The organism is Desulfovibrio desulfuricans, from assembly GCF_004801255.1.
Classification (GTDB): Bacteria; Desulfobacterota; Desulfovibrionia; order Desulfovibrionales; family Desulfovibrionaceae; genus Desulfovibrio; species Desulfovibrio desulfuricans_C.
This window is the reverse complement of record NZ_CP036295.1, coordinates 2,493,610-2,518,831: the sequence shown is the minus strand read 5'-3', so window position 1 is coordinate 2,518,831 and position 25,222 is coordinate 2,493,610. Positions and strand designations below refer to the sequence as shown.

Sequence of the window (25,222 nt, the reverse complement as noted above, 5' to 3'; positions counted from 1 at the left end):
GGGAGGCAATTATGGGTTTTGCATTTATCAGGCACGACACCAAGTTTGATTTTATCGGCCTGCGCCACTGGGCGTACGCCATCTCGGCCCTGCTGATCATTGTGGCTATTATTTCTACCCTCTGGGGCAGCGGCCTTAAAATGGGCATCGACTTTGCGGGCGGCGTTATTGTTCAGATTCAGTTTCAAAAGCCCGTGCACGACGATGCCCTGAAAAAGAGTCTTGAAGTACCGGCATTGCCGGGCATCACGACCCAGCGTTTTGGCGACGGCGACAGGGATTTTCTACTGCGCTTCTCCAACTCTGAAAACAGCGACGCCACCGAGGTGCGCACCGCCGTGGTGGATGCTCTGGCAGCGGCCTTTCCTGACAACAATGCTGAAATTCAGCGTCTGGAAGTTGTGGGCCCCAAAGTTGGCGCGGATTTGACCAACAAGGCTCTGAACGCGCTTTTTTATGCCGTGCTGCTCATTGCCGTGTACATCTCCGGCCGGTTTGAACAGCGCTGGATGGCAGCCGCCATTATGGCGGCCGCCCTGTGGTGCGGCTCCTATGTAGGCAGCCTTACCGGGCTTGGCATGGGCTGGCTGATCATGATCTCGCTGTCCATCACCCTTGTGGTATGCTTTGTGTTGCGGCTCAACTTCGCTCTGGGCGCTGTGGTGGGCCTGCTGCACGACGTGGGCATCACCCTGGGGCTGCTGTCGTTAATGAAGGTCGAGGTTGACCTCAACGTCATGGCGGCACTGCTGACCCTGGTGGGCTACTCGCTCAACGATACCATCATCGTTTACGACCGCCTGCGTGAAAACCTGCGCGCTGCGCCCGAGTTGACCATGGCCGAGCTGATCAACCGCAGCGTCAACCAGACTCTTTCGCGAACCATTCTGACCAGCGGCACGACATTTTTGGCGACGCTTTCGCTGTTCCTGGTGGGCGGCGGCGTTATCCATGATTTTGCGCTTACGGTGCTTATCGGCGTGGTTGTGGGTACGCTCTCCTCGATCTACGTATCTTCCGCAGTGCTCCTGGCCCTTGGCGATACGGCCTTTTACGTTGGCCTTGTGCAGCAGAAGGGCAAGTACGAGCGTCCTGGCGAGCACGGCGTGGTGTAACCTGGCGTAATTCGCCGCACAGGCCTATCCTGTCAGCAATAGCCCCGGTTTGCCCTACGGCAGGCCGGGGCGTTTTTGGGGGACGGGCCGGAAAGAGCGAGGCTGGCTGGCGGGCAAGATGCTGATGCGGGTCTGCGTGTGTGCGGGGCAGACTCCCGACCATTTGCGGCGCATAAAAAAGGCATGCCTTGGGCATGCCTTTTTTATGCATCAGCCGATAAGAAGATAAGCGCGGGATGCCTCAGGCGTCGTGAAATTCCTGCTTGATGACCGCCTCGGCCTTGATGCGGTCGAGAAGTTCTGCAAAGGTGGCTTTGACGTGCTCGCGTATGTCGCCCGCCACCACCAGAAAGAGCAGGTCGTCGCCGGGCTTGAGCAGGCCTTCTTCCGCCTGGGCGATAATGGCAAAAATTCCGGGCTGTTTTTCCATCTCGCGGCAGATGGCGTCCATTTTGGCCGTGTCGTGCGAAACCCGCACCGAGGAAACCGGGGCGTGATCACCGCGCGACCAGCCCCGCACAACACCGTTGTGTATCAGCATCATGCCCACATTGTCGGCGAAGCCGGGACGTGCTTTGAGTTCCTGAAGAGTTTTGTTAATATCCATAAAAGCCACCTCGGTTTTATTGGCTTGATCAGTGCCTTTTGTTTCAGGCTACATCATGGCGGTCTTTGCATAAAGGAATTTATTCATGGCGCAGTTATCGCAGTTATTGTCACGCCTGCCGAGCAACATTGATGTGCGCATGAGCACCATGGGGCATGTGGTGTGGGTGAGCTGGCACGATAAACTCGCGCCAGCCGTCGGCCAGACCCTGCTGAACTACGGCGGCATGCTTGTGGGCGAGGAAGAAGAGCAGTCCATCTGGTTTTTCTTTACCGATGACGTCTTTTTGGCGTTGGCCCGGCTGATGGTGTGGGGCAACTTTAACGAGTTGCCTGTTGCTATCGAGCTTTTTCCAGGCCGGTTGCAGTTTGGGCGCAAACGCGAGGTAAACCTGCTGCTGGACGGCGCTCTGCAGGCCCAGCAGCTGGTGGTCACGGACACCCTTGAGATATGGATTCACCCCAAGAGCCGCGAGGGCAAAAAAGGCCTGCCGGGCATAACCTTTGAGAGCCGCTCAGGCCGTCAGGGCATGACCAGTGTGGAGTGGGCCTCCATGTCAGTGGACGTGCGCATGCCGTACTCGTCCACGCAGTCGTGGTTTGCCTTGCTGCACCCGCTGGGCAACCCCCTGGACAAGGGGTTTCAGACCGGCTGGACAGCCATGTTCAAACACCTTGAAGCCCTGCTGCAAAAGCACAAGATAAAATCCATCGTGGACAATACGTTCATGATGATCGCCATTGACAACCTGATGATGCTGCGCACCTTTATGCGCGACTTCTTGCACGGTTTTGACAAGGAAAAGAAAGACAGCGGCGGCTACTGGCCCTGCGTCAGCGTTGTGGCCGACCGCAACAACCTGAATTTTAACGCGGACCTGCCCAAAAAGATTGGCCTGCAGTGGGATAATCTCATGCCGGATTTCCCCTACATGAGCTATCGCAACGCCTATCTGCTGGGCGAGGGCTTTACCGTGCGCGATCTGCGCTTTACAGGCGAGCAGATGGCCATGGACAGCTGGTGCAACGTCATGCTGGACGAGAACAGCCTCAGCGGCCGTTCGCTCACCCTGCTGATGCCAAGCCGCCTCACCATGCCCAGCACCTCCGGCACCGGCTGCGTGTATTGCGGCATCCACAGCCACGATGCGTCGGAGTGCCCCACGCGTCTTGGGGCGGCCTCCAGCCCCGACGTCTGGGACGCCCTGGGCAAACTGGATATTGAGGCCATCAACGAAGGGTTTCGGTCCATCGAGCTGACCCTGACAGAAAAAAGCTCCAATGGGTATTCGGCCATAATGGCTGGCGATGACGACGCTGCGGTAGTCATGCGGGCGGTTTTTGAAATCAACGCCGCCTGCCAGCTGCGCAATGTGCCCCGGCACTGGCTGTACCGCATGCGCGAGCCGGAACCCGGCGAGGAGGTTCCCGCCAGGGACGACAGCCCCGCCTGGGATCTGCTGGACAAGCTCATCACCACCTCGCCCGCCGACATGGGCGCGATGGAAAAAAAGATCAGTCAGGCAATAGCGCGCCATCAGCGCGACCCTCGCCTGCACATGGTACAGGCCTTTGCGCATATTGAGCGCAATGACTATCCGCGTGCCGAGGCGGCCTTTCGCAATGCGGCGGTGCTTACTCCGTCGCCCGCCCTGCAGGCCTGGAACGAATTTTTTCTGGCCCGCATCGCAGAAGAGCAGGGGCATCTGACGCAGGCCATAGAGCAGTATTCGCAGATATGGCGCGTCATGCCCCACTGGCGCGAGGTCAAGTACCGCGAGCTTGTCTGCCAGGTTAAAATGGGCTTTTGCGAGCCGGTGCTCGACCAGCTGTCCAAGCTTATCCGCGAGGATCCCACCTATTTTAACCGTGTGCTTGTAGACCCGGCCCTAGAGCGTGGCCGCCTGTTGATTCTCTCGGCTCTCTATGACCTGTGGACCGAAGCCAAAAAATGCGCCGATGCCGACCGCGCGCGGGTTACGGAAATAGGCAATCGCCTCGACGCATGGTTTGCCCCGGAGCACCCTGTTCAGCTGCAGCTGGGCACCAAGGTGCGCGACCTTGAGGCGCAGGCCAACATCAACAACTATCTGGCCTTTCTTAATGTTGTGGCCGAGCGCCCCAATCTTGAAAAGGAGATGGAAGACTGCATCGCGCGCGAGGTAGAAGATCTGCGCAACCGGTACAAGTACTACCTTGATATCTTGCAGGAGATCCGGGACGAAGCCTCGTGGTTTCCCTTCCCCGCAGCGTTGCGCGAGTTCAGCCACGAGTTTAACGAAAGCGCGGGCATTATCAACCGAGCCTTTTCGTGCAACTTCAAGGAGGCGGAATCGTTCAAGCGCGCCCAGGGCCAGACGCCCCACCTTGCGGAGCTTTTGCGCAGCCTGCGCAAAAGGTTGCAGTTTTTGCGCATGGTGCGCGACGGAACCCTGTTTGGCCTCACCCTGCTAAAAACATTTATGTGGATCGAGGCGGTGGGGCTGCTGCTCTGCTTTGTAGCCGTGCCTGTGATCTATTTTTGGGGCGAAACCATGCACCTTGGCTGGCTCAGGAATATACTGGGGTCTGAGCCATGGTCCATCCAGAAGATTCTTATTCTTATCGTAACCACGGTTTCTCTGGGTACGGCGGCGCTACGAACAACCCTGGTGTTTGACCGCAAGCGCGAAAAGCTGCTTGAGGAGGCCCGGCAGCAGCGGGAGCAGGCCCAGCAGACCCGTCTTGAACGTGTGCGCACGCAACGCCGGCTTGAGGCAGAAAGAGCAAAAAGAAACCAGAGGGCCGAGTCGGAACCGGGCAACCGGCGATAGAAAAAGCTGAATGCCCCCTTGCTTAATTTATCAATAACAGTTATTAATAAATCAAGCCGAAAGGAGGACTCCATGACGACCCTGAAGGATTTTTCCCTCTACAATATAGACTGGAACCTTTCCCCCGAGCACGCTGTAACCATGTACCTCGAGTGGGGCAACAACGACTGGCATTCGGAGTACCCGCCGGTGCGATCCAAGGAAGATGTGGCCCATTACTTTGTTGTGGACAGCTGGCAGGAGCCGCCTGTTATCCGACTGGTGCGCCGCAACTCCGAGCGAGCAGACGACCTTATTACCATCCCTTTGCCCAAGGGGCTGGAGGCTGATTACCGCAAGGTGCACGGCTCGTGGCGGGGTATAAGCGAACCAACGCCCGAGGTGAAGTCCTGGCTCAAGCACGAGCTTGGGCAGGATTGATGAAAACCGGGCCAAAAGCCCGCACGGTAACAAGTGCAGAATGTTTAAAGGCCCGCGAAAGCGGGCCTTTTGTGCGAGATATGCGTATGCGCCGTAAACCGGCACTCGCTCAGCGAGCGCCGAAACCGGGTATACGAAAGCGATCCTCAAGCCAGCGCAGCAAAAGGGTCGCCAGGGTAACCATGGCCAGATAGTACGCGCCCACGGCAATAAAAACTTCGGTAAAGCGAAACGTGTCGGAGGCCACAACCTTGCCCTGGCCCATCAGTTCCATACAGGTCACCAGATAGGCCAGGGAGCTGTACTTGATCAGGTAGATGATCTCGTTGCCGCAGCCGGGCAAGGCGCGCCGGGCTGCCTGGGGAATAATGATCCAGGCCACGGTCTGCCACTGGCTGAAGCCAAGCGCCTGTGCTGCGCGCACCTGCCCCTGCCTGATGGAGAGCAGCGCCCCGCGCACGTATTCCGACTGATAGGCCGCCGTGCACAGGGTAAAGCTGGTCAGGGCCGCACCAAAGGGTGAAAAGAAAATACCGAGCTTGGGCAGGGCATAGTAGATCATCATCAGCTGCACGGCCAGCGGTACGCCGCGTATGAGCGAGGTGTAGCCGTTGCCCAGGCGGCGCAGCCACAGCGGGCCAAAGGCGCGGGCGCAGCCCAGCAGCACGCCGCCTGCAAAGCCCAGCGTGCCCGCCGGTATGATAAGCGCCAGCGAGACCAGCAGGCCTCGATTGAGCGCGGGTAAAAGCTCGTTGCTGAAAAAGGCCTGGTCCAGCACTTAAGCCCCCATCTCCAGCAGGCGCTGGCAGAAGTCGCGGGTACGGGTGTTTGAACCTTCGGCCAGCAAAACGGCTGGCGAACCCTGCTCGATGAGCTTGCCGTGCTCCATAAAAATGATTTCCGTGGCAAGGGCCCTGGCAAAATCCATCTGGTGGGTGGCCATAACCATGGTCATGCCGCCGCTGGCAAGGTCGCGGATAACGGCCAGCACCTCGCCCACAAGCTCGGGATCAAGGGCCGAGGTAGGTTCGTCGAGCAGTATGACCTTGGGGTCCATGGCCAGGGCGCGGGCCATGGCCACGCGCTGCTTTTGCCCGCCGGAGAGCTGCGCCGGGTACAGGGTGGCGCGCCGGGCAAGACCGACGCGGGCCAGTTCTTCCTGCGCGCGGGCGCGCGCGTCGGCTGCGGACATGCCGCGTACCTTGCGCAGGGCAATAGCCACGTTTTCCACTGCGGTGAGGTGGTCAAAGAGATTAAAATCCTGAAAAATCATGCCCACCTGAGCGCGAAAGGCGCACAACGCGCCCCTGTCGGCCCGGTCAAGCATCTGGCCTTCAAGGTAAATCTCGCCGGTGTCGGGGGGAATAAGGCAGTTGATGCACTGCAACAGCGTGCTTTTGCCCGCGCCGGAAGGCCCGATGAGGACCTTGAGTTCCCCCCGGTTAACCGTCAGGCTGCAATTATCCAGTATGGGCTTGCCGCCCAGCATTTTGGAAATGCCTTTAACCTGCAATACCGCTTGTTGGTCAACGCTCATGCTTATCCCATACCCATGCCTTCCATGCCGATTCCTGAAGAATAGCCGGGCACATGGACTTTTTGTTCCAGGCGGCGCAACAGCTTGAGCACCGCCAGCGTCAGCACAAAATACAGCACGCCCGCCGTGGCGTACAGGGCCAGATGCTCGTGAGTTCTGGCAGCCACAAACGAAGTGCGGGCCATGATGTCTTGGGTGCCGAGCACAAAGCAGATGGCCGAATCCTTGAGCAGAATGGAAAATTCGTTGGCCCAGCCGGGTATGGAGAGCCGCAGGGCCTGCGGCAGAATAATGGCGCAGATGCCGGTGCTTTCGCGCATGCCAAGGGCGCGCGCGGCATTGAGCTGGCCGTGGGGCAGGCTTTCGATGGAGCCCCTAAAAATTTGCGACTGGTAGGCCGTGCTGGTGCTGCCCAAGACTATGCAGCAGATAAAAAACGGATCAATGGACACGCCTATGCTGATAAACAGGCCGTAGCAAAGAAACAGCAATACCAGGATGGGCACGCCCCTGAAAAACCACACATACAACGCGACCAGACGCCGCAGCCATGGCCCGCCGTAAACCTGGGCCACAGCCATGGGCACGCCCAGCAGCAGACCCATGGTCAGCGAAAGGGTGACGTTGCCCACAGTTACCAGGCTGCCGGACAGCATGGAGGGCAGGGCGTTGTATACCACTAGCAGAGAATTCATGAATGGAGGGGCCTTTTCCGCGCAAGCGCGAACCGTCCGGATTCAGGCGGTTCGCGCTTGACGTGTGGACGCTGGAACGCCCGTTACTTGCTCAGGTATTTCTTCTGCAGTTCTTTCCAGTACGGATCGGCGATAAGCTTTTTATAGCCTTCGTTGATCAGCTTCTGCAGTTCCTTGTCTTCTTTGCGCATGGCGACGCCAAAGTTGTCGGGATCGCCGTGGGTGCCGGCCTTTTTGACGGCGCGGCCATTTTCAATGGCGTTGTTGGCGGGCAGCTCGTCCATCAGGGCAGCCTGAATGCGGCCGTTCAGCAGGTCTTCCACAGCCAGGGGCGAGGATTCGTAAAAGCGCAGTTCAAAGGGATACTTTTTTTCTTCCTGCTCTTTCTTGATGTCGTTGGCTTCAGAGGTGCCGCGCTGCACGCCGAGCTGGATCTTTTTGCTCAGGATGTCGGCAGGGGTCAGCTTGGAATCGGCGGGCACGACAAACACGCGCGAAACCGTCCAGTAGGGGTTGGAAAACTGTACGACTTTGGCGCGCTCAGGGGTAATGCTCATGCCGGAGTCGACCATGTCGATCTGCTTGGCGAGCAGGGCGGGGATGATGCCGTCCCACGCCATGGGCTTGTGAACCACTTCAAATCCCATGGTCTTGGCTATCCAGTTCATGGAATCGACGTCAAACCCGGCAGGCTGGCCGGTCTTTTCGTCAACATAGGCGAAGGGAGGATAGTCGGGATCGATGCCGTTGACATAGGCCTTTTTGGCAAATGCGGGTACGGCAGCCAGCACGGTGGCCAGCAGGGCGCAGACGAAAAGCTTTTTCATGTTCAATTTCCCCCTCGGAAATGACAGGACGGACATGCGCCCACGCGGCCGCCCCGGGGCGACTGCTGCGCATCCCTGCACGGCGTGACAACAGGGTTGTCGCCGTGCGGCCACTGAAAACAAAGTCTTTCTGTAACAGAAGGAAGATTGCGACGCAAGGCGTAAGCCTTTCGTAAGCTCAGTGTAAACCACAAGGCGTAAGCCGCGTCGCAGGGCGCGGCAGCGCAGGGGTAAATGTCCACACGCAAGGGGCAATTCTTGTGCTTTGCGAAGAAAGAGCATAACATCACCGCGTTTGAATGTGAGCTTCTTTTTCAACGACGCGGCAACCGCGCACAAACGTAGTGTCGGATACAACGGCACAGCGCCACCTCGCATGAAACAATATCCCATTTGGGTCAGGGCGCTTTTGCTTTGCGGCCTTTCTCCGCAAAAAACCCTGCTGTGCATTTTTGACCTTATGGCCATCATTGGTACGGCCATGGCGGTCTTTTTGGTGCGGGCCGCATTTGGCAATGTGGATCCCGCATTATACCATTGGGCTTTGCCCCTGCTGCTCATCGGGCCAGTCATGGCTGCCGGTCTTGGGCTTTACCAGACCATCAGCCTGCCGCCGCACCGCGAGCTCAAGGCCCTGTTTCAGCTGACAAGCCTCATGTACGGCATAATTCTGGCCGTGCTGTTTCTTTCTAAAACCGGCGACGCCTATTCCCGCATTGTCATTGCGGGCAGCTGGGCGGCCACAGTGTTTGTGCTGCCCATTACGCGCAGCCTGTGCCGCCGGTTGTATATGCGCCGCCGCTGGTGGGGGCGGCCACTGATTATTTTTGACAGCGGCAACGCCGGACGCGACTTTTGGCGCTACCTCAAACGCAGGCCTGAACGCGGCCTGCACCCTGTTTCCATATATCCCCTGCCCACAAGCACCGACGCCGTGCGCGCACTGTTTGCCACGGTCGCGGCGGCAAACCCCAAGGCAATGGCCATGATTCTGCAAAAGGCGGATCAAGGGCAGAGCCTTGACTATATTACCGAAGCCAGCCGCTTTTTTGAGCGCATCCTTGTTGTGCCCTCGTTCAACGATGGCTTTCGCGCCCATTGGCTGACGCCTCGCGATCTTGGCGCTGCCGTGGGGCTGCAGGTGCGGCAAAACCTGCGCGACAAGCGCCGTCTGCTGGTCAAGCGGCTCATGGACGTGCTGCTTTGCGCCATGGGCGGCGTGGTACTGGTGCCCCTGGGCCTGCTGCTGGCTCTGGCCATTCGTCTTGACAGCCGGGGACCGGTATTTTACCGCCAGCGCCGCATAGGATGCAACGGCAGTGAAATAAGGATTTTCAAGTTTCGCACCATGGTGGACAAGGCCGATGTGGTGCTCAAGGAAATGCTTGAGCGCAACCCTGAGTTGCAGGCCGAATGGAAGAGGGATCACAAGCTCAAGCACGACCCGAGAATTACGCGCGTGGGGCGTTTTTTGCGCAAGGTGAGCCTGGACGAGCTGCCGCAGCTGCTCAATGTGGTTGTCGGCGACATGAGCCTGGTCGGCCCCCGCCCCATTGTGGCCAAAGAAATTGAAAAATATGGCCCAGTATTTGAAGAATACTGCATGGTCCGCCCCGGTCTGACCGGCCTGTGGCAGATATCGGGCCGCAACAACACCACCTATGCCGAACGCGTGGCCTTTGACCACTATTACATCAACAACTGGTCTGTGTGGATGGATCTGTGGATCCTCGCCAAGACTGTTCCCGTGGTTATAACGGGGTACGGAGCGTACTGATGGGCGAACGCGGCAACAGTTTTAACCGCTGGCTTGACAGGTACGCCGGTATTCCGCTGGCGGCCTGCAGTTCTGTTTTGCGTCTGGGCAGAGGTGCTGCGCCCATTGCCGAGCCGCAACGAGTGGGTTTTATCTGTCTGGGCGCCATTGGCGACCTGTTGCTGTTCTCCGCGCTGATTACCGCCCTGCGCGAGCGCTTGCCTCAGGCGCGGTTTGTTCTGCTGACATCGCGGGCCAATGCCGCCACAGTCCGTCTGATCCCCGGCATAGACAGCAGCGCGGCCTTTGCCGTGACCGATGTCTCTTCCATGGCCGCGTGGCTGCGCGATCAGCGGCTTGACGTGCTCTTTGACAGCACCCAGTGGGCGCGCCTTGGGGCGGTGCTGTGCAATTTTTCCAATGCGCGTACAACGGTAGGGTTTGACACCTGCGGGCAGCACCGCGCCTTTGGGTACTCTTGCAAGGTTGAGCACCGCAACGACAGGCACGAGGTGGAGAACTTTCTGGAGCTTGGCCGGGCGCTGTACCCCGGTCTGTTGGGCGCGCCGCGTCTGTTGATGCCGCAATCGCCGCCCGACGATCTGCCCGCCGAGCTGTGCGGCAGGCTGGAACCCACGGGCGAGGTGGGCGATGCGCTGCCGCGACGGATTTTTTTGCATATGTGGCCCTCCGGGGCCCATGCATGGCTCAAGGAATGGCCCGCCGATAATTGGGATGCGCTGGCGCGCATGTTGAGCGCAGAGGGCTTTGAGGTGTATCTGACGGGGGCGGCGGCCGACGCTCAGCGCAACAACGCCTTTTTGCAGGCGCATCCCCAGTGCCCCGCTGTTTCGCTGGCAGGCAGAACCTCGCTGCAGGGGCTGGCATGGCTGTTCAGCCGCGCCTCGGCCGTGGTGTCGGTAAACACGGGCACCATGCATCTGGCCTCCATTGCGGGCGCACCCACCGTGGGCCTGCACGGGCCGACCAACCCCTTGCGCTGGGGACCGGTGGGGCGGCACGTGCGTGCGCTTTTGCCCCACAAGGGGCCGTACGCCTACCTGAATCTGGGCTTTGAATACCCAAGGCCGTTCACGCCGTGCCTTGACTCGCTGCCGGTGGAAGATGTGGCAGACGCCCTGCACAGCCTTGGGCTTTTTTAGGGTGCTGCTGCAGCGTTAACGTCCGCCGCAGAACTCCAGGGGCTAGCCGCATCGTCAGCCCTGTTTCGCCACGCTGCGGGAGTGCCGCCGTCAGAGCCTGCCATCGTGCGAGATGGCCGATAAATTTTGTCAGTCCGCAGGACAGGCCAATAAAAAGGGGAAGGGATTGTTGTAATCCCTTCCCCTTTTGGCGAGATGTCGCGTGCCGCGCTAGCTCTTGGGCCTGTCGCCGATGGCGGCGGTAATCTGGGCTTCGGCTGCCAGCTTGCCGTCCACATAGGCACGGGCGTCCATCTTGCAAAGTTTGAGCTTCATGCGCAGGTTGCTGCATTCAAGATCAAGCCTGTCGCCCGGCGTCACCTGCCGACGGAATTTTACGCCGTCAAGGCCGGTAAACAAAAAGAGCTTGTCGTCAAGGCTCTCCATGCCCGAAACGGCCAGCAGACCGCCTGTCTGGGCCAGAGCCTCCAGAATGAGCACGCCGGGCATGATGGGCGCACCGGGAAAATGCCCCTGAAAAAAAGGTTCGTTAAAGGTAACATTTTTGTAGGCCCGGATATGAGAGCCTGAAACGCATTCCACCACCCTGTCCACCAACAAAAAAGGATAGCGGTGGGGCAGCAGCCGCAAAATGCGCTGTATGTCCATGCTCAAGTTCTGGGGGGTGGTATCCTGCATGGGGCCTCCTGAATGTATTGTGCTTTGCCGCCCGCAGGCAGCATAAAAAAAGCCTCTCGCCCCTTCCGGGTTGAGAGGCCAGAACAGTAAACGGCAGGGGGGGTTACTTCTTGGCGCCCTTGTCGTCCTTGGATTTGTCTTTGTAGATCTTGTTGACTTCGGTCAGCACGTCCTGGGTCAGATCCATGGACTGGTCGGCATACAGCACGCCGCCAGCAGTGACGTCCACCACAAAGTTGAAGCCCTTGGCGCGGGCAACTTCGTAGGTAGCGCTGAAGACAAGGGTAACCATGTCTTGGCGAAGCTTCACTTCTTCCTGTTCAACCTTGCGCAGGAAGTTGCGTGTCTTCTGGTCCAGATCCTGCTTGGAACGGATGAAGTCCAGCTTCTTTTCTTCGCTGGCCTTGGGGTTTTTCAGAGCTTCGGCTTTCTTTTTCAGCGCTTCGCCCTGCTTTTCAAGTTCGTTGCGTTCATTGCCGAACTTGTTTTCCATTGTTGTTTTGGCGGCCTGGGCAGGGATGCTCTGCGTAGCCACCGTCTGCATGTCAACAACACCGATCTTGGCTGCAGGCACGGCGCTGCCGTCAGCAGCACAGACTTGTCCGGCAAGCAGCATGCCAACCGCAACAGCCGTCATCAAAACCTTGCGCATGAAAGTTCTCCTTCCCCAATGCTGATTTGTTATGTCGTCCTTGCGGAACTGGGCTGAGCCGCGCGCCGTAAGAGAAGATGCCTCTGCTGTCCGCAACTATGTACTACATTTTGCAAAACAGCCATAACTATCTGAGGTGCAGTAAAAAACAGTTATTTGCTATGGTACAGGCCAAAAACACATAGTTGAAATTACTTGCCTCACATAGCACCAGCGCCTTCTTGCGTCAAGGAATTCTGGACCGTGCGGCGCTTGAGAAGCTTGTCCTTGTAGGCCAGGATGCCCTCGGCCATCCCCTCGGCCAGAGTCATGCGGTATTTGGGCGTGAGCAGACGGGCTGCTTCTTCCTTATTAGTGCAGTAACCAATTTCAATAAGCACCGCAGGCATTTGCGCACCGAGCAGGACAATAAACGGTGCAGACTTGATGCCGTTGTCCTTTATATCAAACTGCCGCTTTTTAAAGCGGAACTGCGCCATGCGCTGCACGTCCTGCGCCAGATGGCGCGATTCATCCACCCTGGCGTTAAGCATGACGTCGGCCAGCATTTTTTGCATGTCGCCGAGTTTGTGGTCGCCGTCGGCGTTTTCAAGCGTGGCCAGGCGGGCGGCGTCAGGGTTGCTGGCGATGTCGAGGTAGTAGGTTTCAAATCCCTGTACGCTGGCGTCGTCATTGGCGTTGACATGGATGGACACAAACAGGTCGGCCCCAGCGGCATTGGCCATGACCGTACGCTCGCGCAGTGAAACGGATTTGTCGCCTGTGCGGCTATAAACCACATCAAGGCCGTTGGCTTCAAGCAGGCGGCCAAGGGTCAGGGCCACGTCGAGGGAGATGGCGCGCTCTAGCACTCCATTGTGGTTGGCGCCGGGGTCGCGGCCGCCGTGACCGGCGTCAATAAATACCGTGCGTACGGTAAGGCCCAGCTGGCGGGCCATATCGCGCACCAGACGCGGCGAAGGCGGTCCTGCGGGCGTGCTGCTGTTGGCGGCGACACCGGCAGCCTGCCCCGTTGCCCCTGCCTGAGCCGTCGCATCGGGCTGCCCCGATTCATCAGGCTGGCCCGATTCACTGAGCTGCGCCTGGGCAAATCCGCCCTTGGCGTTGTTTACAGGGGGCAGAAGTGTTGTGCCGCTCGCTACGCGCAGGATAATACGGCAGGGATTTGATTCTGTACGCGTGTCAAACCGCCGGGCATCCTGAAAATTGAACTGGAGTACCGCTTCGCCTGCCTTGCCGTCGCTCACGCTCATGCCTTTGAAGAGGCTGCCGCGTATGCTCACGCCTTTGCGTACGGTTTTTTCCACAGCGGCGTTTTCCAGCGCTACCTGCAGTGAAGTCGGCCCGGTCCGCGCCTTGCCGCTTGTTGCCGCATTGTTGAGCTTGGCGGTGAAGCGGGCAGGGGCGCTGAGCTCCAGTACGATTTCCACACTGTTTTTGCTCAGTGAATTCCAGGAGAGAGCCTGCACGACAGGCTTGGCAGCTGGCGCTGCGGCAACGGGCTTGTCTGCGGCGGATGCATTGGCGGGTGCGCCAGTGAGGCGGCTACGGAGCGTCTGTGCTTCCGCGGTTTTGTCGCCGCCGGAGTACAGGGCCGCGATGGCGTCAAGCAGCTCGAGCGCCTCACCCGGTTGATTGAGGTGGTCGGCGTCAATGGCGGCGGCGCGCAGCAGCGAATCGTCCGCGAGGGCGCTTTTGGGAAATTCCTGCGCCAGTTTGAGGTAAAGATCGCGGGCCTGACGGTATTCATCCGCCAGGTGCGAGCAGTCGGACAGGGCCTCCTGGCTTGAGGCCGCGCGAAACAGCGCGCCCGGCGAGATCGCCCAGTCTTTGCGGCTTATGTAGATGCGCAGAAATTCCGTGGTCAGTTCTTCCCAAGGTTGCCGCCAGCACGAGCGCACCTTGTCTGCGCGCAGGGCATCCATTTTGGCCTTGGCCTCGCGGTAGCGCGGCAGCAGGTCGGCCTGAGGCAATGGCTGCGGCGGCGCTGCTTTCTGCATCGAAGCGGTATCGGCGTTGCCGTTTGCCTGCGCGGCCGTTGACGCCTGGCCTGCGGATCTGGCGGCCAGCTCGTCCTTTGGCTCTTTACCGTCAGTGCTGGCAACCTGGCGCGCTTCAGGCGCTGTGCGCCCATTGGCTGCGGCCTGAAGTGTCTTTTCCAGTGCCAGCGCCTCCTGAAGCATGTCGCCCTTGGGGTATTGGCTCTTGATGCGCTCAAGCAGGGCCAGCGCCCCCTTGTCGTCCTTGAGCCATGCAGCGCGCAGTTTGGCCGCGCGAAACAGTGCGTCGTCCGCAAGGCGGCTGTCCGCATGGCGTTGGGCAACGGCCTCATAACATTCGATAGCTTTTCTGGCGTCTGCCTTGGCAAATGAGCGGCGCGCCAGTTCCTCAAGGCTTTCCGCTGCGCGGAACAGGGCTGCGGGACGGTTGGGCCAGCCGGGGTCTGCATCATAGATGGCGCGGAACTCGGCAGCAAGGTTTTCCCACGGTTCTCGCTGACCCGAGCGTTTTTCGTCCTGACGCAGGGTGTCGATGCTGGCCTTGGCCAGATCATAGCGCTTGCCGGTAGGCGGCAGCGACGTGTAGCCGGAGTCGTAAAAACAGACAACCATCAGGCAGAGGGCGGCAAGAAAGGCCAGCGGCGGCACAAGCCGACGCATGTTGGTGCTGCTAACCTGTTCGGAAGCCTTGGGCTGGGTGGATTTTCCGGCCACGGTATTTCCCTTTGCCATGCTTGGTGACAATAATCTGACGCATAAAGCTGTTGCTTGCCAATGTAAAGCATATAGCATGCCATCGGCTTTGTATGATTGGTAGCGGCGTTAATAGCCAGAACGTACCCTACAAAAAAGGCAGCGCGCCGGAGGCACTTACTACTGTGCTTCCGGCGCGCCGAATATATGCCGCAAGGGCGGCAAGTGCCCGAGGCCTAGAAGAACTGGCCCATGCTGAATTCTATACGGCCATTCTCACGTTCCTTGTCATAGTCCTGAACCAGCGGAATGCCGTAGGCGATGCGCAGGTCGCCCATGGGCGAACGCCAGCGCAGTTCCAGACCGGTGGAGCAGACAATGTACTTGTTGAGCTCGTTGCCCATGGTCTTGCTGTCGATGTTGTAACCGGCATCAAAGAAGGGCACCAGTGCGAGGCCAAGGTCTTTCTGGAAGGTCCAGATGTATTCAAGGTTGGCAACGCCCATGCGGTCGCCGCCGATCTGGTCGCCGTTGTACTTGTAGTCGCGGGGCGAGAGGTCGGAGAAGGAGTAACCGCGGATGGTATCCATGCCGCCCACCCAGAAGCGTTCAAACACTGGCACGTTGGATCCGGTATTCTGGTACACGCCGCCCAGGCGTCCGCGAAGGTGGACGGTGTTTTGCGGATTGAGCGACCAGAAACCCTGCCAGTCGGCCACGGTCTTGATAAAGTTGTCGGTACCGCCAAGGCCGCCGCCGCCGTATTCAGCCCACAGACGGGCGATGGTGCCCTTGGTGGGGCGCTCCTTGGAGTCGGTGGTGTCGCGCAGGATGCGGCCAGAAATGGCGCTTGTCCAGTTGACGCCCTTGTAATCGCTGATATAGGGCGAAGCGTTGTCGTCCACGTCGTACAGGGTGTAGCGTTCAAGGCGATAACCGCCGCCAACGCTGGTGTATTCACCAATGGGATACGAGAGGCGGATGCTGTCGCCCACGGTATCCTTGGTGAAGTTGTCCCAGTAATCGTGGGTGTAGTACAGATCGTTGCCGACGGAAAGGTCGGTATCATACAGGCGCGGGTTGGTGAATGACAGCACGCCGGATGTACGACGCCAGGAGAAGAAGCCCTGCAGCTGCAGCCAGTAGCCGCGGCCAAAGAGGTTGCGCTCCATGATGGAGGCGGTGACGCCCACGTCGTAGTAGGTCGAGTAGCCAATGCCGCCCATGATGGCGCCGGTGTTGGCCTCCTTGACCTTGACCTTGAGGTCGACCTCGTCTTCCTTGTCGGTGGGGATCAGTTCCATATCCGCTGCGGAGAAGAAGCGCAGGCGGTTCAAACGCTCGTTGGAACGGCGCAGTTTGGCGCCTTCGTACATGTCGCCGTCGCCCAGGCGCATTTCACGCAGGATGACGTTGTCGCGGGTCTTGGTGTTTCCCTCCACCGACAGGCGGCGGATGAATACCTTCTGCTTTTTGGTGATGACATAACCCACATCGACCTGATCGCTGCCGTCATCGGCCTTGACGACCTTGGTATCCACTTCGGCAAAGGCGTAGCCGTAGTCGGCGTAGTAGTCGGTGAGGCGCTTGGAGTCTTCCTGCATGACCGTAAGCGAAAAGTGCTTGTCAGACTTTTTCCAGTCGTCCATCTGCACGACTTCAAGCATTTTGTCTTCGCTATCGATAACGTCGCCGGCAAAGACCACGTCGCGCACATTGTAGCGCGGGCCTTCGTGCACGTTAAAGGTAATGTAGATGCCGTCGTCGCGATAATCGACCGTAGGCGCGGCCACCTGAATGTCCACGTAGCCTTCATTGAGGCCGAAGGCGGCAATGGCGTTGGTGTCGCGCTCAAGGTATTCGTCCTTGAGCACGCCCGTGCCCGTGAGCCACGAGAAGATGCCGCGCGGCTTGAGGGCCATGTATTTGTCAAGGTCGCCGCGATCGAGCTTGGTAAGACCCTCGATCTTCACGTCCTTGATATAAAGCTTGTTGCCTTCCTTGACGCTGAGCACCAGCACTGCGCCGCGACCGCCCTGACGGTCTTCGAGGCGGTAGGTCACCTTGGCGAGGTAAAAGCCTTCCTTGTGGTACAGCTCGCTGACCTTCTGCAGGTCGTCGGAGAGCACCTGCTCGTTCAGCACGCTGCCGCTCTTGGTGCCCATGGCCGCCAGCACGTCGTCCTTGCTGACCTTGTCCGAACCTTCAACAATGATGTTGTCGATGCGGGGTTTTTCAACCACGGTAAAGACAAGCACGTTGCCTTCAAGGTTGGCCTGCACGTCGCTGAAGTACCCCATATCCCAGATACGTTTTACTTCTTCGTTGATGGCGGTGGCGTCGGGGTTGTCGCCCTTGCGGATGGTAAGGCGCATGAGCACGGTGTCGGGGTCAAGCACCTTCATGCCGCGTACCTGCACGTCGGCGATGCCGCCGTGCGCGGATGCGGGAGCGCCCATGGGAACCAGCGAGGCGGGGGCGTCTGACTTTTGCGGTACAGCCTCCGCCGCCGTCGCGGGGTTGGCAACCTCGGCGGCGCGTTTGGCCAGCGCTGCCGTGCATTCGTTCAGTGCAGTGAGCGTGTTGCGTTCAAAACCGGCAGGCACGGCATCGCCGTTATAGACAGGCACAATGCGCGTGTCCATGGAGAAGCCCTGGCCCATCTGGTTAAACTTGCCGTAAATGACCATGCGGGCGCCAGCCTTGCGGCCAAGCTCGCGGGCCGTGGCGAGATCGATGGATTCGCCGCTGCTGCGCTGCAACTGCCGTGCGGTCGCCATGGGGACTGCACGCATGCCGTTTTGCGCCAGCTGATCGGCGATCATCTGCGGCAGGTCTTGTGAAGCGTTGGGCAATTCCGGCCCAGCGTTCACCTGAAAGGGCAAAACAAGCACAAGGGGGCCTTCCGCCGCCATGGCTCCACCCGAAAGCGCCAGGGTGGCGCAGGCCAGCACGGCAAGGCACAGAGCTTTGCACAGCACGTTATTCAAAAGTCTTCTCATACAAGGTCCCCGCTTTCAGTTCCAGGGTTCTGCCCATGCCTGCGGCCAGCTCCCGGTTGTGCGTCACAACTACGAGGGTCATGCCCAATTCACGATTGAGTTCGTTCATGAGTTCGCCCACTTGAGCCCCGGTAACTTCATCCAGATTGCCAGTAGGTTCATCAGCCAGCAGAACACGCGGTCGCATAAAAACCGCGCGAGCAATGGCTACCCGCTGGCGTTCGCCGCCTGAGAGGGTAGCAATTTTGCTGTCCATACGCGCCGAAAGGCCCACGCGGTCAAGCATTTCACGCGCACGGGTCATCACTGAACGTTGGCTCGCACCACCGATTATAGCCGGCATGGCCACATTTTCAAGGGCAGAAAATTCCGGCAGCAGATGATGAAATTGAAAAACGAAACCCAGAGTCTTGTTGCGAAAAGCAGCCTTCTGGTCTGCGCTCATAAGCGCCATGTCGCGTCCCTCAAAACATATCTCGCCCGAACTTGGAGTATCAAGAGCACCCATAAGATGCAAGAGGGTGCTCTTGCCGGAACCGGACTGTCCCACGATGGCCAGCATCTCGCCTTCTTCCACAACCATGCTGATATCCTTGATAATTTCGATATCTTCATTGGCTGTAGCAAATTTTTTGACCACATTTGAAAAAGTATAGAGTGCTGGCATGGCTATTCGTAGCGCAGGGCTTCCGCCGGTTGCAGGCGCGATGCCTGCCGGGCCGGGTAAAGGGTGGCCAGAAAGCACAGCAGCATGGCGCTGGCCCCGATGATAAGCACGTCAGACAGGCTGATGATTATGGGCAGGTGGTCAAGGGTATAGACGTTTTCGGGCAGTTTTATGAACTGGTAGCGTTTGAGCAGCCAGCCGAGCGAAAGGCCCAGCGCATAGCCCAGCAGCGTGCCGATAACGCCGATGATGGTGCCCTGAAACATGAATATGCGTCGTATCATGCCGCTGGTGGCGCCCATGGACATTATGATGGCAATGTCGCGGGTTTTTTCCATAACCAGCATAACCAGCGTGGTGACGATGGAAAACGAGCCGATCAGCACAACCATTGCCAGCAGGATGAACATGCCGATTTTTTCCAGCTTGAGCGCGGCAAATAGGTTGGCGTTCATTTCCATCCACGAGCGCACGTAAAACGGCGAACCCAGCTCGGTGGAAACCGCAGCTGCGGTCTGGTCGGCCTTGTAGACGTCCGCCACCGTCAGCTCTACGCCCGAGAGGTAGTTGTCGGGCAGGCCCAGCACGTCGCGCGCAGCGGCAAGGGTAACAAAGCCCAGCGACGAATCGTATTCAAACATGCCGGTCTTGAAGATGCCCACAACCTCAAAGGGGCGTACGCGCGGGGCGTAGCCCGAGGTGGTCTTTTGCCCGGAGGGCGAAAGCAGGTTGACGCGGCTGCCCAGGCCCAGGCCCAGGCGTTTGGCCAGCTCCTCGCCAACAATCAGCCCTGGTGCGCCTTCGCGTTCAAGGTCGGCGGCTGAACCCACGCGCATTTGCCGCAGCATGGAGAGCACTGCAGGCGCGGTTTGCGGGTCAATGCCGCGCAGCACCACGCCCTTGACGCCGCCGCCGGCGGAAAGCATGACCTCGGTGTAAATAAAAGGCGTAGCGCCGGTAACGCCCTTCACAGAGCGCACGCGGTCCAGAAGGTCGCTGCGGTTCTCGAAGGCCGAGGGTATGTAGGACATGACGATGGCATGGGCATTGGCCCCCAGAATCTTGTCGCGCATGTCAGTGGTCAGGCCGTTGTACACGCCCAGCACCACTACCAGCGCACCAACGCCAATAGCCACGCCCAGAATGGACATGATCGATATGATATAAATGAATGTCTGCTTTCGCCTCGAGAAGAGGTAGCGCAGTGCGACAAATAGTTCAAATGACATTTGCGGCATATTGTCCCACCTTGCCCGGATATTCAAGAGTTATTTTAGAGCGCGCGGCAATTGCCTGCGGGCGGGTGTCGCCCGCGCCGTGAGTCCGCAGGAGAGCCAGCCTCATGCTGGCGGCCTGAGGTGCCTGCGATGCGTGGCCTGCGGCCTTGCGTCTGCGGCTTCACCCGGCTGCCATGAGCACTGCTGCAAGCCTGAAACTGCCAGATATCCCGGTCAGCGCAAACCCGGGCGGAAGGCATTGGGCAAGGCCCACGCGCAAACCCCGCCATGGCAATGCGAACCCCCGGCGGTTCGGCGAACCTGCCGGGGGTGGGCAACCCCTTGCCCAAGCCAAGCGTGGGGAGAGGCGAATGTCAGGTGCTTTTGTACGGTCAGCTGCGCTTCATGGCCTCGATGAGCTCGCTCAGCCTGCGCGCCTGCTGGGCAAGGTCGGCGACGGCCTTTGAGGCTTCGCCCATGGCCTGCGCCGTCTGACCGGACATGTCGTTTACCTCGACGATGGACTGGTTGATTTCTTCGCTGGCTGCGGACTGCTCTTCGCTGGCCGTGGCTATGGCGCTCACCTGATCAGCGGTGGCCTCGACGTTGCGCACAATACCCCGCAGGGCCGCGCCCGACTGGCTGGCAAAGTCTGTGGCGGTGTTGACCTCTTCCAGTGCCTTGTCCATGGCGGCCACGCTCTGCGAAGCGCTCTGCTGGATGGCCCCGATGGCGTTGCCCACATCATTGGTGGAGGCCATGGTTTTTTCGGCCAGTTTGCGTACCTCGTCGGCAACCACGGCAAAGCCTCGCCCGGCCTCGCCCGCCCGCGCCGCTTCAATGGCCGCGTTAAGGGCCAGCAGGTTGGTCTGGTCGGCGATGTCCGAGATGACGTTCATGATCTGGGTGATGGCCTGCGCATGCTGGTTGAGCTTGGTCATGTCGTCCTTGAGCGCCAGCGAGACCTTTTGCACCTGCCCGATGCTCTTGAGGGCGTTTTCTACAATATTGGCTCCGCTCTCGGCATTGGTGCGCGTTTCTGCAGACACCGCCGAGGCGGAGGAGGCGTTGCGGGCCACCTCCTGCACGGTGGCGTTCATTTCATTCATGGCTGTTGCGGCCTCGCTGAGGCGCTGGGCCGACTGGGCCGCGATATGGTCCGACTGCTCTATACGCCCCGTGAGCTGGTTTGAGGCGGCGGAAATAATCTCCACGACTTCTTCCAGCTGGCCAGCCGCCGCCAGCATGCCTTCACGCTTGGCGTTTTCAGCCTTTTGGGCGGCCTCTTCGGCCCTGGCGGTGGCGAGCTTGGCCTGTTCGGTAGCCTGTTGGGCGTCACGGGCTTTTTGCGCGCTCTCCTGCAGCAGGCGCTTGATGTTATCAATCATGTTTTCCATGCCCAGGGCCAGGGTGCTGAATTCGTCGCGGCGTTTGGCAGCCCGGAGCAGCAGGGCTTTTTCGCTGGCGCTGGCCTCAAGGCGGCCCTGGGCCACGGCTTCGGCCATGCCCGAAATGCCTTTGAGCATACGGGCGATGGCCCGCGCCGCAAAAAAGATGATCAGCCCCACCGCTAGCGTGCTGACCAGGGTCAGCAGCATGCTGTTGCTCAGCATCACATTGATGGGATTGAATATTTCTTCCCGGTCAAATTCCAGGCACAAAACCCAGCCTTCAGCGGGCATGGCCTGATAATAGATGGTTTTTTCTCGCCCGTCTGCGGCGACAAACCTGACGCGGCCCTCTGGATTTTTAAGAATCTCGGCCATGTATGGCTTGCTGCTGTCGTCGCGCCCGTAGGCCTTGGGGGCGCGGTGCAGCATGACTTTGCCATGGGAGTCGTAGGCGTAGATGCTGCCTCTGGAGCCAAAATCAATCTGGCTGGTGGTTTTGCTGGCCATGTTTTCGTTGTCGATGCCCGCCCAGACAATGCCGGCCGGTTTGCCGTCGCGCAGAATGGGCAGGCCCATTACCGTGGTAATTTTGCCCGTGGTTTTACTGATCACGCCCACAATGGTTTTTTTGCCTTGCATGCCGCGCTGAAAATAATCACGGTCGGTAAAGCTCACGCCTACGGATTTACTGGGATGCTTTTCGCCCGCGACATGGTGGGCTATGGCCTTGCCGTCAAGACCGGCAACGCCGCAAAAGGCAAAATTGGAATTGAGCGACACAAAGCTATCGAGGGCCGCGTCCGCATCGGCATACATGGTGCGCGTCATGACCTCGGGCATTTTGTCGTTGACGGAGTCAAGGTACAGTTTGACCCGGTTGTCGGCGGCAACCATGGAGAGGGCTTCCTCCATGACCTGCAGCATGGCGTGGAGGCCGATGGTCTGGCAACGCAACAGGGAGCGGGCGTCGTTGCGGATCTGATCGCGCAAAATGTCCTCGGACATCTGGTAGCTTACACCAGCCAGCAGCAGCAGACCAGCAATCGCCGGGGTAAGAATGTACAGAAGCATTTTGCTCAGCAGTCGCATCTTCATGTAAACCTCCTTTCCAGACCTGTGACGCCATATGCGGCCCAATTGGGCGCGTGAGCCCAGAATAAATGCAGATAATAATCTTGTATTATTATCGACAGATAGTGGCAATACTATATACTGTTGATATAAAATTGTTTTTTTGTCCGGGAGGTGCTAAGCTATTTGCAAATTTGTTTACATAAAAATAGATAATTACAAAAAAGAAACGCCGCCCTGAGGCGACGTTTCCTGATATGCTTGTTTTTTCAGCAGATGGCCGGCGTGCTGCCGGAGCGTTGTTACACCTCGGGGCGCAACAGGGGGAAGAGTATGACCTCGCGGATGGATGCGCTGTCTGTAAGCAGCATCACAAGCCGGTCTATGCCCACGCCCTGCCCGGCCGCCGGGGGCATGCCGTACTCGAGGGCGCGCAGGTAGTCCTGGTCCATGCTGTGGGCCTCGTCGTCGCCAGCCTCGCGCTCGCGCACCTGGTCTTCAAATCGCAGCCGCTGATCCACAGGGTCGTTGAGTTCGGAAAAGGCGTTGGAAAGTTCGCGCCCGGTGATGAACAGCTCAAACCGGTCGGTCAGTTCCGGGTGCGCGTCGTTACGACGCGAGAGCGGCGAGATTTCCGTGGGATAATGGTAGATAAAGTGGGGCTGGATAAGCTTGCCTTCCACATCCAGGTCAAAAAGCTTGGCGTGCAGTTTTTGCAGGCTTTCGCTGTCGGCGGCCTTTTCGCCGCGCGAGCGGATGTAGGCCTTGACCCTGCCGTAGTCGTTATAAAATTCCGGCGAATGCCCGCCGACCTGGGTAAGCGAATCGTAAAAGCTGAGGCGGGTCCACTTGCCGGGCGTAAGGTCGATCATCTCGCCCTGATAGGGCACTACGGTCGTGCCGCAGACGGCCATGGCCAGGTGGGCAAAGAGCTGTTCCGTAAAGTCCATGAGGTGCTCAAACGTGGCGTACGCCCAGTAGAACTCGCACATGGTGAATTCCGGATTATGACGCGTGTCGATGCCTTCGTTGCGAAAGTTGCGGTTGAGCTCAAAAACTTTTTCAAACCCGCCAACCAGCAGGCGCTTGAGGTACAGCTCTGGCGCAATGCGCAAAAACAGGGGCAGGTCGAGGGCGTTGTGGTGCGTTTTAAACGGCTTGGCCGCAGCGCCGCCCGCCAGGGGCTGCATCATGGGGGTTTCTACTTCCATGAAGCCGTGGTCTTCCATAAAGCGGCGAAATTCGCGCACAATAAGACTGCGTTTAAAGAAAATTTCGCGGGCGCGGGGCGTAACGATAAGGTCGACGTAGCGCTGACGGTAGCGCGTCTCCATATCGGTGAGGCCGTGATATTTTTCGGGCAGAGGGCGCATGGAGCGCGTGATCAGCTTGACCTTGCGGCAGGCGATGGTCAGCTCGCCCGTCTTGGTGCGGAACAGGTGGCCAGAAACGCCAACAATATCGCCGACATCAAGCTTTTTGACCACCATGTAGTTTGCTTCGTCCATATGCTCGCGCGAGGCGTAGCACTGGATGCGGCCACTCTGGTCCATGATATGGAAGAAGGCCACCTTGCCGAATGACCGTAAGGAAACAATACGGCCCGCAATGGCAAAGACGTCTTCCTGTCTGTCCAGATCTTCGCCCTCAAGCGCGCCAAACTTTTCCAGCACCCAGGCGACGTCGTGCTCTTTGCGGAAGTCGTTGGGAAAAAGCGGAACCCCCGCGTCCAAAAGGTCGCACGATTTGACAACGCGGTTTTTGACAACTTCGTTGAGGCCTTCGCGTACGGCGAAACTTTCCAGCATGGGCATAAAATAGCCCGCATGCTGCGACTTGGTACCCAACTTGACTGCTGGCTTGCTGCTTTTCTTTTCCCGATTATCCACGTGACGACTCCTGAATGGCCCATACCTGAAAGGAGCGCTACGGTATGCCATTAGCGCATAGGCGTCAAGATTGCCCCGCATGCGGCAAACATCGGCCCTTGTGCGCATGCGCCTTGCGCGCGTCCTTGATATCAGGCCGTGGCCCCAGGGCCGGAGAAGCTGCTTTTTTGCACGTCTTCGCCGAAAAACCCGCGCAGAATGGGCCGTTGCGCCCCCTTGAAGTTTTACCCTGTTTGCGTGTATAAAACACTTTTACACGATACAACCGCCGCTGGCCCATGCTGGCGGCTTTTCCAAGGACAGTGTCATGCAAAAATTTACAGCCTCCTTTCTGGGGCGCGACTGCCCCGGCGTGGTGGCCTCTGTGAGCCGAATTCTTGAAGAAAGCGGCTGCAACATCGAGGAAGTGACCCAGACGATCCTTTCCGGCGAGTTTGCGGCCATTTTTGTGGTTGCAGCCCCGGAGAAAGACGCCGAAAGCCTGCGCGCCAAACTGAACGGCGGCCTTGAGGCCGCCAAGGTCGACCTTTCCGTGCTGGTGCGCCCGGCAATCAAGGGGCAGTGGGGAACAGACCTCCACTGCGAACCTTTTGTGGTCACCGCCGACGGCCCGGACAAACCCGGCCTCATCGCCGCCATGAGCCGCGTGTTTGCCCGCCACGGCGTGAACATCGAAAGCCTCAAGGCCATACTGGGCGAGGGCGGCTCCAACCATGCGCTTTTTGTGTTTGAGGTCATGGTGCCCAACAGCGTCGACATGGGCCGGCTGCGCCGCGAGCTTGACTGCGAGGGGCAAAAGCGCGACCTGCGCGTGAGCGTCCAGCACCGGGATATTTTTGAGGCCGTGCATCGAGTGAACTCTTTTTAACAGATCGGCCGCGCAGGGCGTCCACGCCAGCGCGCCACAGGCGCGGCAGCGTTGCCCCCAGGGCGCTTGACCGCCTGTTTTGTCCAGATGCGCTTTCCTGCCCCGCGCTCATGAGCGCCGGGGAATAAAATCCGCCTGCCGGGCGGGCCGCCTCAGGGCGGC

19 protein-coding genes are annotated in these 25,222 nt (G+C 59.0%); 6 read left to right on the top strand and 13 right to left on the bottom strand.

What is annotated here, in order from left to right:
- Positions 1 to 11: 11 nt before the first annotated feature.
- Complete coding sequence (gene secF, locus DDIC_RS10500) at positions 12 to 1,115, top strand: protein translocase subunit SecF (RefSeq protein ID WP_136400394.1); 1,104 nt, start codon at positions 12 to 14, stop codon at positions 1,113 to 1,115.
- Positions 1,116 to 1,356: 241 nt separating this feature from the next.
- Here secF and DDIC_RS10495 read toward each other — a convergent pair whose 3' ends face one another.
- Complete coding sequence (locus tag DDIC_RS10495; protein ID WP_136400393.1) at positions 1,357 to 1,722, bottom strand: molybdenum cofactor biosynthesis protein MoaE; 366 nt, start codon at positions 1,720 to 1,722, stop codon at positions 1,357 to 1,359.
- Between the two features lie 85 nt (positions 1,723 to 1,807).
- Between DDIC_RS10495 and DDIC_RS10490 the strand changes: the two genes are divergently transcribed.
- On the top strand, positions 1,808 to 4,534 hold the full coding sequence (locus DDIC_RS10490; RefSeq protein ID WP_136400392.1) for a tetratricopeptide repeat protein: 2,727 nt from the start codon (positions 1,808 to 1,810) through the stop codon (positions 4,532 to 4,534).
- A gap of 72 nt (positions 4,535 to 4,606) precedes the next feature.
- Complete coding sequence (locus DDIC_RS10485; RefSeq protein WP_136400391.1) at positions 4,607 to 4,954, top strand: DVU0772 family protein; 348 nt, start codon at positions 4,607 to 4,609, stop codon at positions 4,952 to 4,954.
- A 109-nt stretch (positions 4,955 to 5,063) separates the two neighbouring features.
- Here DDIC_RS10485 and DDIC_RS10480 read toward each other — a convergent pair whose 3' ends face one another.
- The 4 genes from DDIC_RS10480 to DDIC_RS10465 form a co-directional block, all read right to left on the bottom strand.
- Positions 5,064 to 5,732, bottom strand: coding sequence for an amino acid ABC transporter permease (locus DDIC_RS10480; protein ID WP_136400390.1), 669 nt, complete (start codon positions 5,730 to 5,732; stop codon positions 5,064 to 5,066).
- Positions 5,733 to 6,491: an amino acid ABC transporter ATP-binding protein gene (locus DDIC_RS10475; RefSeq protein ID WP_136400389.1), complete on the bottom strand. Its 759-nt coding sequence runs from the start codon at positions 6,489 to 6,491 to the stop codon at positions 5,733 to 5,735.
- 2 nt (positions 6,492 to 6,493) lie between these two features.
- Entirely contained in the window at positions 6,494 to 7,186 is a 693-nt protein-coding gene (locus tag DDIC_RS10470; RefSeq protein WP_136400388.1) for an amino acid ABC transporter permease, read from the bottom strand.
- 83 nt (positions 7,187 to 7,269) lie between these two features.
- Positions 7,270 to 8,013 carry an ABC transporter substrate-binding protein gene (locus DDIC_RS10465; RefSeq protein ID WP_136400387.1) on the bottom strand — a complete coding sequence of 248 codons (744 nt, stop codon included), beginning with the start codon at positions 8,011 to 8,013 and terminating at the stop codon, positions 7,270 to 7,272.
- A 376-nt stretch (positions 8,014 to 8,389) separates the two neighbouring features.
- Here DDIC_RS10465 and wbaP point away from each other — a divergent pair, with 376 nt between their 5' ends.
- Both wbaP and DDIC_RS10455 read left to right on the top strand, forming a co-directional pair.
- Positions 8,390 to 9,790 carry an undecaprenyl-phosphate galactose phosphotransferase WbaP gene (gene wbaP / locus DDIC_RS10460; protein WP_136400386.1) on the top strand — a complete coding sequence of 467 codons (1,401 nt, stop codon included), beginning with the start codon at positions 8,390 to 8,392 and terminating at the stop codon, positions 9,788 to 9,790.
- Positions 9,790 to 10,932, top strand: coding sequence for a glycosyltransferase family 9 protein (locus tag DDIC_RS10455; RefSeq protein WP_136400385.1), 1,143 nt, complete (start codon positions 9,790 to 9,792; stop codon positions 10,930 to 10,932). Before wbaP ends, DDIC_RS10455 begins: the two co-directional genes overlap by 1 nt.
- A 210-nt stretch (positions 10,933 to 11,142) precedes the next feature.
- Here the strand turns inward: DDIC_RS10455 and fabZ are convergent, their stop codons facing one another.
- The 8 genes from fabZ to lysS form a co-directional block, all read right to left on the bottom strand.
- Positions 11,143 to 11,610, bottom strand: coding sequence for a 3-hydroxyacyl-ACP dehydratase FabZ (gene fabZ / locus DDIC_RS10450; protein WP_136400384.1), 468 nt, complete (start codon positions 11,608 to 11,610; stop codon positions 11,143 to 11,145).
- A 103-nt stretch (positions 11,611 to 11,713) separates the two neighbouring features.
- A complete protein-coding gene (locus DDIC_RS10445) occupies positions 11,714 to 12,262 on the bottom strand; it encodes an OmpH family outer membrane protein (protein ID WP_136400383.1) in 549 nt (182 codons plus the stop codon).
- Between the two features lie 200 nt (positions 12,263 to 12,462).
- Positions 12,463 to 14,976, bottom strand: a complete 2,514-nt coding sequence (locus DDIC_RS10440; protein ID WP_247647454.1) for an N-acetylmuramoyl-L-alanine amidase — start codon at positions 14,974 to 14,976, stop codon at positions 12,463 to 12,465.
- Between the two features lie 215 nt (positions 14,977 to 15,191).
- The gene (gene bamA, locus DDIC_RS10435; RefSeq protein WP_136400382.1) at positions 15,192 to 17,957 is read right to left on the bottom strand and encodes an outer membrane protein assembly factor BamA; all 2,766 of its coding nucleotides are present in this window, start codon (positions 17,955 to 17,957) and stop codon (positions 15,192 to 15,194) included.
- Positions 17,938 to 18,624 carry an ABC transporter ATP-binding protein gene (locus DDIC_RS10430; protein ID WP_136400381.1) on the bottom strand — a complete coding sequence of 229 codons (687 nt, stop codon included), beginning with the start codon at positions 18,622 to 18,624 and terminating at the stop codon, positions 17,938 to 17,940. The genes bamA and DDIC_RS10430 overlap by 20 nt, the downstream gene beginning before the upstream one ends.
- A 2-nt stretch (positions 18,625 to 18,626) precedes the next feature.
- Entirely contained in the window at positions 18,627 to 19,853 is a 1,227-nt protein-coding gene (locus DDIC_RS10425) for a lipoprotein-releasing ABC transporter permease subunit (RefSeq protein WP_168732588.1), read from the bottom strand.
- A gap of 380 nt (positions 19,854 to 20,233) precedes the next feature.
- A complete protein-coding gene (locus tag DDIC_RS10420) occupies positions 20,234 to 22,327 on the bottom strand; it encodes a methyl-accepting chemotaxis protein (protein WP_136400379.1) in 2,094 nt (697 codons plus the stop codon).
- A 278-nt stretch (positions 22,328 to 22,605) separates the two neighbouring features.
- Positions 22,606 to 24,111, bottom strand: a complete 1,506-nt coding sequence (gene lysS / locus DDIC_RS10415) for a lysine--tRNA ligase (RefSeq protein WP_136401101.1) — start codon at positions 24,109 to 24,111, stop codon at positions 22,606 to 22,608.
- Between the two features lie 388 nt (positions 24,112 to 24,499).
- Between lysS and DDIC_RS10410 the strand changes: the two genes are divergently transcribed.
- A complete protein-coding gene (locus DDIC_RS10410) occupies positions 24,500 to 25,060 on the top strand; it encodes a glycine cleavage system protein R (protein WP_136400378.1) in 561 nt (186 codons plus the stop codon).
- Positions 25,061 to 25,222: the final 162 nt, after the last annotated feature.

Excerpts from the sequence above, each read along its gene's own strand:
- secF (WP_136400394.1), top strand. The coding sequence starts at position 12 with ATGGGTTTTGCATTTATCAGGCACGACACCAAGTTTGATTTTATCGGC.
- DDIC_RS10495 (WP_136400393.1), bottom strand. The coding sequence starts at position 1,722 with ATGGATATTAACAAAACTCTTCAGGAACTCAAAGCACGTCCCGGCTTC.
- DDIC_RS10490 (WP_136400392.1), top strand. The coding sequence starts at position 1,808 with ATGGCGCAGTTATCGCAGTTATTGTCACGCCTGCCGAGCAACATTGAT.
- DDIC_RS10485 (WP_136400391.1), top strand. The coding sequence starts at position 4,607 with ATGACGACCCTGAAGGATTTTTCCCTCTACAATATAGACTGGAACCTT.
- DDIC_RS10475 (WP_136400389.1), bottom strand. The coding sequence starts at position 6,491 with ATGAGCGTTGACCAACAAGCGGTATTGCAGGTTAAAGGCATTTCCAAA.
- DDIC_RS10470 (WP_136400388.1), bottom strand. The coding sequence starts at position 7,186 with ATGAATTCTCTGCTAGTGGTATACAACGCCCTGCCCTCCATGCTGTCC.
- DDIC_RS10465 (WP_136400387.1), bottom strand. The coding sequence starts at position 8,013 with ATGAAAAAGCTTTTCGTCTGCGCCCTGCTGGCCACCGTGCTGGCTGCC.
- wbaP (WP_136400386.1), top strand. The coding sequence starts at position 8,390 with ATGAAACAATATCCCATTTGGGTCAGGGCGCTTTTGCTTTGCGGCCTT.
- DDIC_RS10455 (WP_136400385.1), top strand. The coding sequence starts at position 9,790 with ATGGGCGAACGCGGCAACAGTTTTAACCGCTGGCTTGACAGGTACGCC.
- fabZ (WP_136400384.1), bottom strand. The coding sequence starts at position 11,610 with ATGCAGGATACCACCCCCCAGAACTTGAGCATGGACATACAGCGCATT.
- DDIC_RS10445 (WP_136400383.1), bottom strand. The coding sequence starts at position 12,262 with ATGCGCAAGGTTTTGATGACGGCTGTTGCGGTTGGCATGCTGCTTGCC.
- bamA (WP_136400382.1), bottom strand. The coding sequence starts at position 17,957 with ATGAGAAGACTTTTGAATAACGTGCTGTGCAAAGCTCTGTGCCTTGCC.
- DDIC_RS10430 (WP_136400381.1), bottom strand. The coding sequence starts at position 18,624 with ATGCCAGCACTCTATACTTTTTCAAATGTGGTCAAAAAATTTGCTACA.
- DDIC_RS10425 (WP_168732588.1), bottom strand. The coding sequence starts at position 19,853 with ATGTCATTTGAACTATTTGTCGCACTGCGCTACCTCTTCTCGAGGCGA.
- DDIC_RS10420 (WP_136400379.1), bottom strand. The coding sequence starts at position 22,327 with ATGAAGATGCGACTGCTGAGCAAAATGCTTCTGTACATTCTTACCCCG.
- lysS (WP_136401101.1), bottom strand. The coding sequence starts at position 24,111 with ATGCTGGAAAGTTTCGCCGTACGCGAAGGCCTCAACGAAGTTGTCAAA.
- DDIC_RS10410 (WP_136400378.1), top strand. The coding sequence starts at position 24,500 with ATGCAAAAATTTACAGCCTCCTTTCTGGGGCGCGACTGCCCCGGCGTG.